Origin of the sequence: Desulfatiglans anilini DSM 4660, assembly GCF_000422285.1 — a bacterium.
Taxonomy (GTDB): domain Bacteria; phylum Desulfobacterota; class DSM-4660; order Desulfatiglandales; family Desulfatiglandaceae; genus Desulfatiglans; species Desulfatiglans anilini.
The window spans coordinates 47,953-62,009 of the sequence record NZ_AULM01000009.1; the positions used below are offsets into that span (position 1 = coordinate 47,953).

12 protein-coding genes are annotated in these 14,057 nt (G+C 61.8%); all 12 read left to right on the plus strand.

Annotated features, from left to right (window positions below; genetic code table 11):
• The 12 genes from rsmH to murB all read left to right on the plus strand — a co-directional run bounded on the left by rsmH (nucleotide 1) and on the right by murB (nucleotide 14,012).
• The gene (gene rsmH / locus H567_RS0108890) at nucleotides 1-942 is read left to right on the plus strand and encodes a 16S rRNA (cytosine(1402)-N(4))-methyltransferase RsmH (RefSeq protein WP_028321135.1); all 942 of its coding nucleotides are present in this window, start codon (nucleotides 1-3) and stop codon (nucleotides 940-942) included.
• Nucleotides 939-1,307 (plus strand): cell division protein FtsL, encoded by a 369-nt coding sequence (gene ftsL, locus H567_RS0108895; protein WP_028321136.1) that lies wholly within the window; start codon nucleotides 939-941, stop codon nucleotides 1,305-1,307. Before rsmH ends, ftsL begins: the two co-directional genes overlap by 4 nt.
• Nucleotides 1,304-3,265 carry a penicillin-binding protein gene (locus H567_RS0108900; RefSeq protein ID WP_028321137.1) on the plus strand — a complete coding sequence of 654 codons (1,962 nt, stop codon included), beginning with the start codon at nucleotides 1,304-1,306 and terminating at the stop codon, nucleotides 3,263-3,265. Before ftsL ends, H567_RS0108900 begins: the two co-directional genes overlap by 4 nt.
• A 79-nt stretch (nucleotides 3,266-3,344) precedes the next feature.
• Complete coding sequence (locus H567_RS23940; protein WP_084517069.1) at nucleotides 3,345-4,925, plus strand: UDP-N-acetylmuramoyl-L-alanyl-D-glutamate--2,6-diaminopimelate ligase; 1,581 nt, start codon at nucleotides 3,345-3,347, stop codon at nucleotides 4,923-4,925.
• Nucleotides 4,926-6,353, plus strand: a complete 1,428-nt coding sequence (locus H567_RS23945) for a UDP-N-acetylmuramoyl-tripeptide--D-alanyl-D-alanine ligase (RefSeq protein ID WP_051184650.1) — start codon at nucleotides 4,926-4,928, stop codon at nucleotides 6,351-6,353.
• Nucleotides 6,350-6,745 carry a response regulator gene (locus H567_RS23950; protein WP_051184651.1) on the plus strand — a complete coding sequence of 132 codons (396 nt, stop codon included), beginning with the start codon at nucleotides 6,350-6,352 and terminating at the stop codon, nucleotides 6,743-6,745. Before H567_RS23945 ends, H567_RS23950 begins: the two co-directional genes overlap by 4 nt.
• A gap of 37 nt (nucleotides 6,746-6,782) precedes the next feature.
• The gene (gene mraY, locus H567_RS0108920; protein ID WP_028321138.1) at nucleotides 6,783-7,862 is read left to right on the plus strand and encodes a phospho-N-acetylmuramoyl-pentapeptide-transferase; all 1,080 of its coding nucleotides are present in this window, start codon (nucleotides 6,783-6,785) and stop codon (nucleotides 7,860-7,862) included.
• A gap of 41 nt (nucleotides 7,863-7,903) precedes the next feature.
• Nucleotides 7,904-9,394, plus strand: coding sequence for a UDP-N-acetylmuramoyl-L-alanine--D-glutamate ligase (murD, locus tag H567_RS0108925; protein ID WP_051184652.1), 1,491 nt, complete (start codon nucleotides 7,904-7,906; stop codon nucleotides 9,392-9,394).
• Complete coding sequence (gene ftsW, locus H567_RS0108930) at nucleotides 9,387-10,490, plus strand: putative lipid II flippase FtsW (protein WP_028321140.1); 1,104 nt, start codon at nucleotides 9,387-9,389, stop codon at nucleotides 10,488-10,490. Before murD ends, ftsW begins: the two co-directional genes overlap by 8 nt.
• 21 nt (nucleotides 10,491-10,511) lie before the next feature.
• Complete coding sequence (gene murG / locus H567_RS23955) at nucleotides 10,512-11,630, plus strand: undecaprenyldiphospho-muramoylpentapeptide beta-N-acetylglucosaminyltransferase (RefSeq protein WP_051184653.1); 1,119 nt, start codon at nucleotides 10,512-10,514, stop codon at nucleotides 11,628-11,630.
• A 76-nt stretch (nucleotides 11,631-11,706) separates the two neighbouring features.
• Nucleotides 11,707-13,095: a UDP-N-acetylmuramate--L-alanine ligase gene (murC, locus tag H567_RS0108940; protein ID WP_028321141.1), complete on the plus strand. Its 1,389-nt coding sequence runs from the start codon at nucleotides 11,707-11,709 to the stop codon at nucleotides 13,093-13,095.
• Nucleotides 13,096-13,097: 2 nt separating this feature from the next.
• Nucleotides 13,098-14,012, plus strand: a complete 915-nt coding sequence (gene murB, locus H567_RS0108945) for a UDP-N-acetylmuramate dehydrogenase (RefSeq protein WP_028321142.1) — start codon at nucleotides 13,098-13,100, stop codon at nucleotides 14,010-14,012.
• Nucleotides 14,013-14,057: the final 45 nt, after the last annotated feature.

Genomic DNA, 14,057 nt, shown 5'->3' on the forward strand with positions numbered 1-14,057 from the left:
GTGGAATATCCTCATGAACCCGTCCTTCTGGACGAGGTCGTCCGATTTCTGGTCCACGACCCGGTGGGAATCTATGTCGACGGCACGGTCGGCAATGCAGGACACAGCGAGGCGATCCTCGAACGTCTGGATCGCGGAGGTCGGCTGATTTGCCTCGATCGGGATCCTGAAGCGCTCCGGATCTCGGAAGAGCGGTTGGCCCCCCTAGATAAACAGGTCCTATTGATCAAGGCCGGTTTTGCGGAACTCGACAGGGTCCTCCGCGAGGTCGGCATTGCGGCCGTCGATGGGATTCTTTTAGATTTGGGAATGTCCTCCTACCAATTGGAGCATTCCGGAAGAGGATTCAGCTTCCAGAGAGACGAAACCCTGGACATGCGCATGGATCCCCTCGGTTCTCTGAAAGCGAGCGATATCGTCAACACCTATTCCTCGAGGGATATTGAAGACATTCTCCGACAATACGGTGAAGAGAAAAGGGCCAGGTCGATCGCAAGGGCCATCGTAAGAACACGGAAAAAAAAGCCAATCCTCAGCTCCCACCAACTGGCGGAGATGGTGCGGTCGGTCGTTCCGCCATCTCATGGTCATACGAACAGGCATCCAGCTACTCGAACCTTTCAGGCCCTCAGAATAGCCGTCAACCAGGAAATGGAACAACTCGAGCGGTTTCTGCAAGAGGTCCCATGGCTTTTGGCAGGCGGAGGCAGACTGGTCGTTCTGGCTTATCACTCCCTCGAAGACCGGAGGGTGAAACAGGCCATGGCCGTATGGGAACAGGGATGCACCTGCCCTCCCGGCCTCCCCGTCTGCGTCTGCGGGCGCACCCCTCTTTTCAGGCGTTTGTTCAAGAAGCCCATGCGGCCCACGGAAGCCGAGATCGACAGGAATCCGCGGGCGCGAAGTGCCGTATTGCGTGTGGCTGAAAGGATCGTGTCATGAACAGGTCTGAGCAGGTCCATCGAATGTTGACCGAGCGCAACGCCAAGACGGGCATGCGCATGAAAAACGCCTCTGCGCGAAAGCGCAGGTGGATTTTGACTCGCAGGCAGGTCCTATGGATCATCCTGCTGCTCGCCGTCTTCATGCTGAGCGGCATAGGCTATGTGTGGTCGAACTTTCAGAATACGCAAATCGGCTATGAATTGAGCCAGCTCAAACGTAAGGAGATCCAGCTCCGGGAGATCAACCGAAAATTGAGAGCGGAACTTGCGTTCCTGAAATCTCCCCGAAACCTCCAGGCTCAGGCGACCGAGAAACTGGGGCTCAAGGAGCCGTCTCCAGAGCAGATCGTCGTGATTCCATGAAGCTGAACGAAAAGAAGAGAACCCGTTTGAAGGTTCATCTCATCAGCATTCTGTTCCTGCTGGGGCTCTGCACCATCCTTGGCCGGGCCTTTTATCTGCAGATCCTTCAAGGGGAACATCTTTCGGAAATTGCGCGGGGGGGTTATACCGTCATTGTCAAACTGCCTCCAAAGCGTGGAACGATCTATGACCGCCAGCGGCATGAACTGGCCCTGAGCCTTGAGCTGGGGTCTGTTTTCGCCCACCCCAGGCAGATTCAGGATAAAGAGAAAGCCGCGGTCGAACTGGCCCGCGCCCTGGGAGTCGATCGCCAAGAGATCCTGACCCGGATCGAGAAGGACCGGAGTTTTGTCTGGCTGCAGAGGCGCATCCCCCCGCACATTGCGGCGAAGGTCAGCCAGTTGCAGATCCAGGGCGTCGGGACGACCGCAGAGGCAAGCCGCTTCTATCCTTGCAACGAGGTTGCCGGGCATGTGGTCGGTTTTGTCGGGACCGACTTTCAAGGGCTGGAGGGTATTGAAAAGACCTATGATCATTTGCTGCGCGGTCCGGAGCGGCAGCTCGTTCAGATGCGGGACGCCCTGAAGCGCCCGTTCGCCATCGACCGCGTTCTGACAACCGAACAGAAACCCCACGACCTCATCCTGACGATCGACAAAGACATTCAGTACAAGGCCCAACAGACCCTCAAGGAGGCCGTGATCGACTCCCGTGCCGTCTCCGGAAATATCGTCTGCGTGGACCCCGAGACGGGGGCAATCCTGGCCATGGCCGTGTACCCTGAATTCAACCCGAATACCTTCAGCTCCCACCGGCCGGAAGACTGGCGCAATCGTACGATCACGGACTGGTTCGAACCGGGGTCGACGGCGAAGACCTTTCTCCTGGCGGCCGCCTTGGAAGAGGGGATCGTAACGCCCTACACGACCATCGATTGCGAAGAGGGCAGCTATACCATTGGAAGGCGGGTGATCCACGACACCCATGAACACGACATCCTGACGGCCGCCGAGGTCGTGGTGCAGTCGAGCAATATCGGGGCGGCGAAGATCGGGCAACGGCTCGGATACGAGACGTATCACCGCTATCTGCAAGCGTTCGGATTCGAGAAGACGACCGGCATCGAGCTTGCCGGTGAACGAAGTGGCTTCCTTCGCCCACCGGATAGAGCCAGACCGATCGACCAGGCCACGGCCTATTTCGGACAGGGGCTCACCCTGACCACCCTCCAACTGGCCATGGCCATGGCCTCCATAGCGAACGGGGGAAAACTGATGCGCCCTTACATCGTCCAAGCTGTCGAAGACCCGATGGGAACCCCGGTCTTCACCGCCTCGCCTCAGCCCGTGCGGCGAGCGATCTCGGAGCGGACGGCCCGGACGATGGTCTCCATTCTGGAGGGCGTCACGCAGGAAGGAGGGACGGCCACCAAGGCGGCCATCCCGGGTTTTCACGTCGGGGGAAAGACAGGCACCGCCCAAAAAGTCGATCCGAATGGGAAAGGGTACGCAAGAGGAAAGTATGTAGCGAGTTTCGTCGGCTTCGTCCCTTCCGACAACCCGCGCCTCGTGATGGCCGTGGTACTCGACGAACCGAGAAAGAGCATCTACGGCGGGGTGGTGGCGGCCCCGGTCTTCCGGGACATAGCCCACGCGGCGCTGAACCTGCTGCGTGTCCCCCCGCAGATCCGTTGGGCGGAAAAGGAAATCGAGATCGTTCATGAAGCAGCGACGGCCGCAACGATGGATATCGAACAGCCTGCGGCCATGCTGCCGGAGACCGGGATTCCCGATTTCGGAGGCCTTACGATGCGGGAGGTGCTGATCGAGAGTCGTTCTCTCGGCCTGGAGGCGTCGCTCGAGGGAACCGGCCTCGCTGTCCGGCAGGACCCGCCGGCTGGAACCGAGGCCGATCAGACCCGCAGGGTAACCGTCTTCTTCGAACCCCCCGCCGGGTAGGAAAGGCGCCCTTCATGGGAAAAGGCACAAATCCATCATCCGCTCAAGGGCGGACACCGCATCCGAGAAGAAGATCGATATGAACAACCCAAAATCCGATGAGCCCCGGCTGGCCCGTCCCTCAGGGACCCTTCTTTCTGCGCTTCTGGCAGGGCTTGCAGAATCGGGACCGGCCGTGAGCCTCTCCGGCATCCGGATCACAGGGCTGGCCTACGACTCCCGGGCCGTCCAGCCAGGATACCTCTTCGTCGCGATGCGGGGTCTCAAGGCCGACGGGCACCTGTTCATTCGAGACGCCATCACCCGGGGAGCCGCCGCGGTCGTCGGCGAAGCACCTCCGGCGCCGCCCGTCGATGTCCCTTTCATCACCGTCGCTGATTCGCGGAGCGCCCTCGCCACCTTGTCCGCGCGTTTCTATGGTGCGCCCTACCGCGAACTCAAACTGATCGGCATCACCGGAACCAACGGCAAGACCACGACCAGCTACCTGATCGAGTCGATCATCCAGGCCGCCGGTAGCACCCCTGGAGTCATGGGCACCATCAACCACCGCTGCCCGGGCAAGGAGTGGAAGGTCCCGATGACGACTCCGGAATCCCTTGAGATCATGAGGGGGTTGCGGACCATGGCCGATGCGGGCGTCACCCATGTGGTCATGGAAGTTTCGTCGCACGCGTTGACGCAGCACCGCGTTGAGGGATGTCCTTTCGCGGTCGCGGTCTTCACCAATTTGTCGAGGGACCACCTCGATTACCATGCGACGATGGAGGATTATTTCGAGGCCAAGAGCCGCCTTTTCAGCGACCTCGGCCAATGCAGCCTCCAGGACGGGGTGACACCGACCGCTGTCATCAATATGGACGATCCCGCGGGGCGAAGACTTAAAGCCCTGACGTCCGCGGCCGTCCTCACCTACGGCCTCGAACCGGGCTGCGATATCAGCGCCAGCCGGGTCCGGTTTCACCGCGGCGGGCTGACCGCCGTCTGCCACACGCCGGCAGGGGACATCGCCGTCCGGTCCGCCCTGGTGGGAACCTTCAATCTGCACAACATCATGGCCGCGGTCGGGGCGGGCCTCGCGCTGGAATTCCCGCCCGAGGTGATCGCGGCAGGGATCGAAACGCTCCACGGCGTCCCCGGGCGCCTCGAGCCGGTTGCGAACATACGCAGCGTAACGATCCTCGTGGACTATGCCCACACCCCGGATGCCCTGGAAAAGGTCCTCGATGCGCTGCGCCCCCTGACATCGGGGCGGCTTATCACCGTCTTCGGCTGCGGCGGGGATCGGGACGCCGGCAAGCGCCCGGAAATGGGCCGGGTGACCGCCGCCCTATCCGATGTGGTGGTCATCACCTCCGACAACCCGCGGAGCGAGAAGCCGGATGAGATCATCACTGAAATCGAAGCAGGCGTTTTATCCACAGGCTGCGAACGGATACCGGAAGCGCCGGGCGGTGAAGCGAAAAACGCGTCTCTCAAGGGGTACCTGGTGGTGGTCGACCGCAGGAAGGCCATCGCCCGGGCCGTCTGTATGGCCCGCCCCGGGGATGTAGTGCTGATCGCCGGGAAGGGGCACGAGGATTATCAGATTATCGGGAACCAGACCCTTCCTTTCGATGACCGTGAGGTGGCGGCAGAAGCCGCCCTGCAGGAGGCTTAAGTGGCGCTGATCTGGCACGAGACGACCGCAGGCCGCATCGCGGAAACCTTGAAGGCCCGATGGATCCAGGGTGATCCGGATGTCCGTTTTCAGGGGATCGCAACGGATTCTCGTCAAACATGCCAAGGAAGACTGTTCTGGGCCTTGAAGGGAGAACGTTTCGACGCCCATGACTTCCTCGAGCAGGCCGTCGCAAAAGGGGCTTCCGGTCTCCTCGTCCAGTCGGGGCGTACTCTGCCGCCGCTCACACGCGAGGAAATCGTCGTCCTGGCCGTCGAGGACCCCATCCGCTCCCTCGGCAATCTTGCTGCCTGGTGGCGGCATCAGGTCCCCATCAAGGTCGTCGCGGTGACGGGCAGCGCCGGAAAAACGACCACGAAGGAGATGATTGCCACCATCTTGAACCTTGGAGAAAAAACCCTCTGGAACGAGGGGAATCTCAACAATTTGATCGGCCTCCCTTTGACCCTTTTCAGGCTCGAGACCGAGCACCATTGCGCCGTCCTGGAGATGGGCATGAACCGCAAGGGCGAAATCGCCGCCCTGACTGAGATCGCCGACCCCGATGTCGGGGTGATCACGAACGTCGGACCGGTGCACACCGAAGGACTCGGGGGTCTGGCGGGTGTTGCCGCCGCAAAAGTGGAGATGATCGAGCGGATCAGGAGCACGGCCTCCGTGGTCGTCAACGGCGACAACCAGCCGTTGATGGAAGCGGTCGCCGGATGCAACCGGCCCGTGGTCACTTTCGGCTTCACCCCGGGCAACACGGTCCACGCCGAACGGATCGAGGCCCGCGGCCACGAGGGATTCGCCTTCGATCTCGCTTACGGGGGACGCACTTACCCGATGACCGTCTCCGTCCCAGGGCTGCAGAATGTCTGGAACGCGCTCGGCGCGGCCGCGGCGGCCCTTTGCCTGACCATCCACCCGGATCAGATCGCCGAAGGATTGCGCCTCTTCAAGGGCATGCACGGACGCTTCGAGATCCTCTTCCTTGGAAGCAACATCCTGCTGGTGGATGACACCTACAACGCAAACCCGCTCGCCCTCGACACGACGCTTGCCTCCCTCGAGGGGCTGGCGGCCGGAGGAAGGCGCATCGTCATCGGCCTGGGCGACATGCTCGAACTGGGGGACGCGGCGCTCCACGCGCATCGCGAGGCAGGACGGCGCGTCACGGAAACCGGGGCGGAGTGGTTCCTGGCGGCTGGGCGCCATGCCTCCGATATGCAGGCGGGCGCGATCGAAGCCGGGATGCCGCCGGACCACATCCGCGTGGTCGCCGACGCCGCGGCCATGCTGGAGACAATCGTCCCGCTGCTGAGGCAGGGCGACCTGGTCTTCCTGAAGGGCTCCCGCAGGATGGGACTCGATCTCGTCAGCAGGGGGCTGCACGAAACCTTCGGCGAAGGAGAACAGGCATGATAAGAAAGGGCATGAAAATACTCGTGGTCGACGACGAACCGAACATGCGCATCCTCCTGTCCGAGGTCCTGCGCTCCCAGGGTTTCGACGTCTGCGTAGCGGAAAACGGCATGGAGTCCCTCGAACAGATGGGGTCCCAGGAATTCGATCTGGTCATCACCGATATCCGGATGCCCATCCTGGATGGCATCGAGATGCTGAAGCGGATGAAACAGGCCAACCGGCGGGAGAGGATCATCGTCATGTCCGCGACGTGGGCAGAGTTCGATGAAGGACGTGAGGATCTGCCCGACGTCATGATGCATTTCGAAAAACCATTTCAGCTCGACCACCTATTGACAGCCGTTCATGCCGCGGCGGACACCTCCGGCCGGCTGGCGGCTGCCCTTTGATGGAGTCATTCGACCTTCTGAGGAAAGCGGCAAGGCCATGATTTACAAACTCATCATGCTCTTTCAGGCGGACGTCACCTGGTTGAACGTGTTTCGCTACATCACGTTCCGGACGATTCTCGCCACCCTCACGGCCCTGTGCATCTCCTTCCTCTTCGGTCCGTGGGTGATCAGTCGCCTGCGAGCCTTGCAGATCGGACAGTACATTCGCGAAGAGGGGCCGGCGAGCCACAAACCCAAGGCCGGGACCCCCACCATGGGCGGGTGCCTGATCATCCCCGCCATTCTGGCCTCCTCTCTCGCCTGGTCGGATCCAGCCAATCTCCTCGTGTGGGTCGTGGTCTTCGTCCTGGTATCGTTCGGGGCCATCGGCTTTGCAGACGATTATCTGAAGACGGTGCGCAAGAACAACCGGGGGCTCAGCCCGTCGGGGAAATTCTCCCTGCAGGTATGCGCAGCCCTCATCACAGCGATCGTGCTCTACGTCTACCCCGGGCTCGACACCCGGCTGAGCATCCCGTTTCTGAAAAACATCACCCCTGACCTGGGGCTGTTCTATATCCCCTTCGCAGTCTTCGTCATCGTCGGGGCGTCGAACGCCGTCAACCTGACAGACGGCCTCGACGGTCTGGCCATCGGGCCGACCGCCATCGCTTTCACGGCTTATGTCGTGTTCGCCTACCTGGCCGGGCATTTCAAAATCGCCGCCTACCTGCAAATCCCATACGTCGGTGCGGCCGGCGAGATTTCGGTGATCTGCGGGGCAGCCGTGGGCGCAGGGCTGGGCTTTCTGTGGTTCAACGCCTATCCCGCCGAAATATTCATGGGCGACGTTGGTTCTCTCTCACTCGGTGCCGGGCTGGGAGCGGCCGCACTGGTAACCAAGCAAGAAATCGTGCTGGTCCTGGTGGGCGGCCTGTTTGTCTTCGAAGCGCTTTCGGTGATCTTTCAGGTGGGATATTTCAAACTGACCGGCGGCCACCGCATCTTTCGAATGGCGCCGATTCATCACCATTTTGAACTGAAAGGATGGCCCGAACCCAAGGTCATCGTCCGGTTCTGGATTATCTCGATCATACTGGCACTGATGTCGATCAGCACGTTGAAGCTCAGATAATTAATCGGCACTAGAAGAAAAACACGCCATGCCGATAGAGGATGAACGAGCACTGCCACAGGCATGCTTCAGAGACGCTGAAAAAAGAAACGGAGACCGAAACCACCATGCAGGACCGCCGCACCCCGAGCGCAGACCGATCAGCCCTCCCCTTCCGGATGGAACTCGCACACCCGCCGGATGTCCGTGGCCGAAAGGCCGTTGTCGCAGGTCTGGGCGTTTCCGGGATTGCATCCGCCCGCTGGCTCATGCAGGCCGGCGCGCAGGTCACCATCAGCGAAATCCGGCGGCTGGAGGCCTTCGACCCGAAGCTCGTCACCGAACTGCAGTCCGCCGGAATAACGATCGAGATCGGCGGTCATCAGAAGGAGACCTTTTTTCAGGCTGATCTGATCGTCCTCAGCCCCGGCGTACCCCTCGGAATGCCCTTGTGCGTGGGCGCCCGGGAAAAAGGGATCCCGGTCATCGGCGAGATGGAGCTTGCCGTCCACATCTTCCGCACCCCTGTCATCGCCATCACGGGGACCAACGGGAAATCCACGGTCACCGAGTGCCTGGGCGAGCTTCTTCACGGCGCCGGGCTGAAGGCCTTCGTGGGTGGAAACCTCGGCACGCCCCTCATGACCTACGCGATCGGTCCCCAAACCGACGACTGGGTCGTAGCGGAAGTGAGCAGTTTCCAGTTGGACACCAGCCCGAGCTTCCATCCGCGGGCCGCGGTCATCCTGAACATCACCCCCGACCATCTCGATCGCTATGCCGATTTCAATGCCTATGTCCGCTCGAAGCATGCCATCGCCCGCAACCAGGAACCGGGGGACCACCTGATCCTGAACGACGCCGACCCTCACCTGGAACACTTCGACCCTAGCGGGTCCACCATCCTCCGTTATGGCCTCGATGAGACGGAAAGGCGCCACGCCTTCATTCGTGACGGGGCCGTGGTCGTGCGCATGCCCTCCGGGTCTTTTCACCGTTTTTCACTCGGGTCCTTCGCCCTCCCGGGCCGTCACAATCTTGAGAACGTAATGGCCGTGATCCTGACCGCCCTCGCCGTGGGCATCCCTGAAACCGCCATACAGCAGGCCATCGACCGGTTCCGTGCCCTGCCCAACCGCCTGGAGAAGGTCGGCGAGCAGGATGGGGTCTCTTTCTACAACGATTCCAAGGCCACCAATGTGGATGCAGCCGTTCGTTCCATCGAAAGCGTGCCCGCCCCGATCGTGCTGATCGCAGGGGGCAGACACAAGGGTGCGGATTACAGGCCCCTCGCCGATGCAGGTGAGAAGCGCATCCGGCACGCCATCCTGATCGGGGAGGCCAAAAACCTCATCGCGGCCGACTTTTCGGGCAGAATCGCATTTTCAATGGCCGGGACCCTCGAGGCGGCGGTCGCCAAGGCCTTCGCGCTCGCGAAACCCGGCGACACGGTCCTCCTTGCACCTGCCTGCTCGAGCTTCGACATGTTCTCCGATTACGCCCATCGGGGCAGGGTATTCCGTCAAGCGGTGGAGGCGCTCAGCCATGGCTGAAAAACAGACCACCAGCTCCGGCTATGATCTCATGCTCTTGATCCCGACGGTGTTTCTGCTCGCGATCGGTCTGGTCGTCGTCTACAGCGCGAGTTCCAATCTGGCGGCCCTGCGAATGAACGACGGCCATTTTTTCCTTAAAAGACAGGCCGTGTACTGCATCCTCGGAATTCTGATGATGATCATCCTCAGGAACGTCCCTGAAAAATATCTGCACCGGGGGGCCTATCCACTGCTGGGTTTGAGCCTTGCGCTTCTGCTCGCCCTTCACATCCCCGGCCTGGGTCTGCATGCAGGCGGCGCCACTCGTTGGCTGCGGCTGGGCGGGCTCGCCTTTCAGCCATCCGAAATGGCCAAATTCTCCTTGGCCGTCTTCCTGGCCTATTCCATGGCCAAGAAGGGCCCGGAGATGTCCAGCTTCACGAAAGGCGTGCTTTTCCATCTCGCCGTGATAGGCGTCATGATGCTCTTGATCCTTTCTCAGCCGGACCTGGGGACGACCGTCATCATCGGGGCCTGGACCTTCGTCATGCTTTTCGTGGGCGGGGCCCGCTTCTGGCAGCTCGGCATCCTCGCGGCCACAGCCATCCCCCCGCTGATATACATGATCATGCACGCGGAATACCGTGTAAAACGCTTGATGGCCTTTCTCGACCCCTGGGAGGACCCTCAGGGGATCGGATTCCAGATCATTCATTCCTTCCTGGCCTTCGGTTCGGGCGGATTGCTGGGGGTAGGACTCGGAAACAGCAAGCAAAAGCTTTTTTATCTCCCGGAGCCGCACACGGATTTCGCGCTTTCGATCGCCGCGGAGGAGATGGGCTTCGTAGGCGTGGCCTTGATCACCGTCCTCTTCGGGATTTTGATCATGCGAGGCATCTACATCGCCCTCAACGCGCGCGACCTTTATTCAAGTTACCTGGCCTTCGGCCTCAGCTTCTTTCTGGGGCTCCAGGTCCTGATCAACATGAGCGTCGTTATGGGGCTGCTGCCCACCAAGGGCCTGACGCTGCCCTTCATCAGCTACGGAGGGTCGGCCCTGGTGATGAATCTGATGGCTGTCGGTATTCTGATGCGCATTTCGGCGAAACAGTAACGAGCGGACGGGAGGCCGCGTATGCGGAGCATCGCAAATACACCCTGCTTCATCATCGCCGGCGGCGGAACCGGAGGGCACCTGTTCCCCGGTATCGCCGTAGCGGATGAAATCCGGTTTCGCATCCCCGGCTCCGTCACCGTGTTCATCATCAGTCATCGTCCGATGGAAGCCGAGATCCTGGCCCGCCACGGACAGACCACCCGGAGCATCGACATCGAAGGCCTCCAGGGCCGGGGATGGCGCCGGAAATTCTCCTCTGCAGTGATGGTGCCGCGCAGCATTCTTCAATCCCGGGCCATCCTGACAGAATGTCAGCCGGCAGCCGTGATCGGCATGGGAGGTTACTCCGCGGGGCCCGCATGCCTCGCCGCCAGATGGATGGGCATCCCGACGGCGATCCACGAGCAGAACTCCTTCCCCGGCTTGACGAATCGCTGGCTGTCGCGGGTGGTCGACCGCGTCTTCATCTCGTTCGAAGAGAGCCGCCCTTACCTGAAGGGTGATCGGATCGTGCTCACGGGGAACCCGGTCAGGAAGGAAATTCTCGCCGTCCGGGGAAAAGGGCCTGCCGCCGGCTCCCCTTTCACCCTCCTCGTGGTCGGTGGAAGCCAGGGGGCAAAGGCCATCAACGAGGTGATGATACCGGCCGTTGCGGACCTGGTGCAGAACGGAAGGGCGTTCAGGATCATCCACCAGACCGGGAAGGACGACTTCGAGGCGGTCCAGCAAGGATACAGGGCTCACGGTGTCCCGGCGGAGGTTTTCCCGTTCATCGATAACATGGCCGGGGCATACGCCGAAGCGCACCTCGTCATCGGGCGCGCCGGCGCGACGACGGTCTTCGAACTCGCTGCAGCCGGAAAACCGTCCGTCCTGGTGCCGTATCCCTATGCGGCGAACAACCATCAGGAATCGAATGCCCTAAGCCTCGTCCATGCGGGGGGCGCCCTCATGATCCGGCAGTCTGAGCTGACCGGCGGCAAGCTTGCCGATGTCATTTCAGACCTGGCAGCCCATCCTGAGCGGCTGGACGAAATGAGGCGGAACGTCGCCCTGCTGAGCCGGCCGGACGCCGCCGCGGCGATCGTGGAGGGCATCCTGCAATGCGCGGAGGGGCGAAGTTCGCTCCGCGGCTGAACCCGGGGGCTCGGGGCGCCTGCCCCTGAGAGCCCGGGATGGCAACAAAAACAACCAGGAAAGGCAGTCCAAAGGCATGCGACCATTCGGCAAGACAAAGAGGATTCACTTCGTCGGCATCGGGGGCATCGGCATGAGCGGCATCGCCGAACTGCTGCTCAACCTCGGGTATGAGGTGAGCGGCTCCGACCTGAGAGTCTCCCAGGTCACCCGGCGGCTTGCCGGATTGGGCGCCGCGGTCTTCGAGGGCCACAGGGCCGAACATACCCTGGGGGCCGACGTGGTCGTATTTTCTTCGGCGGTGGCTCCGGACAACCCGGAGCTGGTTGCCGCCAGAGAACTCGCTATCCCCGTGATCCCGCGGGCTGAGATGCTTGCGGAGCTGATGCGCCTCAAATACGGGATCGCCGTGGCGGGCGCACACGGCAAGACGACCGCTACGTCGATGGTCGCATCGATCCTCACCAATGGAGGGCTCGACCCCACCGTGGTCATCGGGGGGCGGCTGGATATCTGGGGCGGCTCGAATGCCAAACCGGGGCAGGGTCCTTTCCTCGTGGCCGAGGCCGACGAGAGCGACGGCTCTTTTCTGGTGCTTTCTCCCACCATCGCCGTGGTGACCAACATCGACCGCGAGCACATGGACCACTACCGCAGCCTGGAAGCCCTTTACGAAACCTTTGTGCAGTTCATCAACAAGGTGCCCTTTTACGGCGTGTCGGTCCTGTGCCTCGACAACGAGGAGATACAGAACATCCTGCCGCGCTTGAAGAAACGCTGCCTGACCTACGGTATGACCTCGCAGGCCGACCTCCGTGCCAAAGACCTCCAAAAGCATCCCATGGCGGTCAGCTTCGAGGTGCTCCACCTGAACCGCTCACTCGGGCGGGTCATGGTCGGCATGCCGGGCGAGCATAACGTCCTGAACGCGCTGGCCGCCATCGGGGTCGCCCTCGAGCTCGACCTCGGCATCGAAGTGATCCGCAAGGGACTGGAGAACCTAGGGGGGCTCGCCCGGCGATTTCAACGCAAGGGTACGGCCGGCGAAGTGCAGGTGGTCGACGACTACGGCCACCATCCGACCGAGATCATGGCCGTTCTGAGAACTGCACGCGACTGCTGGCCGGACAATCGCATCGTCGTGCTCTTTCAACCACACCGTTACAGCCGGACGAAAGACCTTTACGACCGCTTCGTCGTAGCCTTCAACGAGGCCGACGTCCTGATCATCGCGCCGATTTACCCGGCGGGGGAGCGTCCCATCCCGGGGGTGAACTCGGTCTGGCTGGCGCAGGGCATCAAGGAACGCGGGCACAAGGATGTCCATCTGTGCCCCGAAGACGAGGACCCGCTCGACAAGCTCATGGGCATCCTCCAAAGCGGCGATGTGCTGATCACCCTCGGGGCGGGTGACATCCACCGCGTAGGGGAACGGGCCCTCGAAAAACTCGACCGGAAGCCATGAGGATGACGGAAGCGCAGCGTCTTGGAATGGATGAATTGACCGGCGCGCAGGTGACCTGGAACGCCCCGATGGACCGATACACCACCTTTCGTATCGGAGGCCCGGCCGAAGCGGTCTATGCGGCACGGGATAGAGAGGAACTGGCGCGGGTTCTGGCGTTTCTCCGCCGCGAGGCCATTCCCTGGCGGCTCCTGGGAGCCGGGAGCAACCTCCTCGTGCGGGATGGAGGAGTGCCCGGGGTGCTCATCGTCCTGAAAGGCGCCCTGGCTTCCTTTGAGCGGGCCGCCATGAACCCGTTTCTGGTGACGGCGGGGGCGGGTTTGCCTGTTCGATCGCTCATGCGCCGGTCTCTGGCGGACGGTTTTACCGGGCTCGAATATCTTGCGGGGATCCCCGGGACTGTCGGAGGCGCGGTCGCCATGAATGCCGGGGCATTCGGGAAGGAGATCGCATCGAGCCTCGCATCCGTAACCATCCTGACCGCGTCGGGCGAGGTGAGGGTCATGGAGTGCGCGGAGCTGCGTTTCCGCTACCGGCAGGCTGAGTTCCCCCCGGAGACGGTGATCCTGGAGGCCGGCCTGAACGTCGAGCCCTCTTCCTCCGAGGCGGTGCGCCGACGCCTCCAGACGTTTTTGCAAAGACGCAAGGCCGGCCAACCATGGGGGGCGGCCAGCGCAGGGTCCGTCTTCAAGAATCCTCCCGGAGATTTTGCCGGCCGGCTGATCGAGGAGGCCGGCCTGAAGGGGAAACGGATCGGTGGGGCCGAGATATCCAGGAAGCACGCGAATTTCATTGTCAACACCGGTACGGCCACGGCTGCCGATGTCCTGGCACTCATGACGCTTGCACGCGAGCGGGTGCATGATCGGCACGGAATTTTGCTCGAGGCGGAAATTCAAATCATAGGTGAGGAGTGATGTCCAGAGGCAACCGTATCAAGCGTCGGTCAGACTACAGCTGGA

Excerpts from the sequence above, each read along its gene's own strand:
- ftsL (WP_028321136.1), top strand. The coding sequence starts at position 939 with ATGAACAGGTCTGAGCAGGTCCATCGAATGTTGACCGAGCGCAACGCC.
- H567_RS0108900 (WP_028321137.1), top strand. The coding sequence starts at position 1,304 with ATGAAGCTGAACGAAAAGAAGAGAACCCGTTTGAAGGTTCATCTCATC.
- H567_RS23940 (WP_084517069.1), top strand. The coding sequence starts at position 3,345 with ATGAACAACCCAAAATCCGATGAGCCCCGGCTGGCCCGTCCCTCAGGG.
- H567_RS23950 (WP_051184651.1), top strand. The coding sequence starts at position 6,350 with ATGATAAGAAAGGGCATGAAAATACTCGTGGTCGACGACGAACCGAAC.
- mraY (WP_028321138.1), top strand. The coding sequence starts at position 6,783 with ATGATTTACAAACTCATCATGCTCTTTCAGGCGGACGTCACCTGGTTG.
- murD (WP_051184652.1), top strand. The coding sequence starts at position 7,904 with ATGAACGAGCACTGCCACAGGCATGCTTCAGAGACGCTGAAAAAAGAA.
- ftsW (WP_028321140.1), top strand. The coding sequence starts at position 9,387 with ATGGCTGAAAAACAGACCACCAGCTCCGGCTATGATCTCATGCTCTTG.
- murG (WP_051184653.1), top strand. The coding sequence starts at position 10,512 with ATGCGGAGCATCGCAAATACACCCTGCTTCATCATCGCCGGCGGCGGA.
- murC (WP_028321141.1), top strand. The coding sequence starts at position 11,707 with ATGCGACCATTCGGCAAGACAAAGAGGATTCACTTCGTCGGCATCGGG.
- murB (WP_028321142.1), top strand. The coding sequence starts at position 13,098 with ATGACGGAAGCGCAGCGTCTTGGAATGGATGAATTGACCGGCGCGCAG.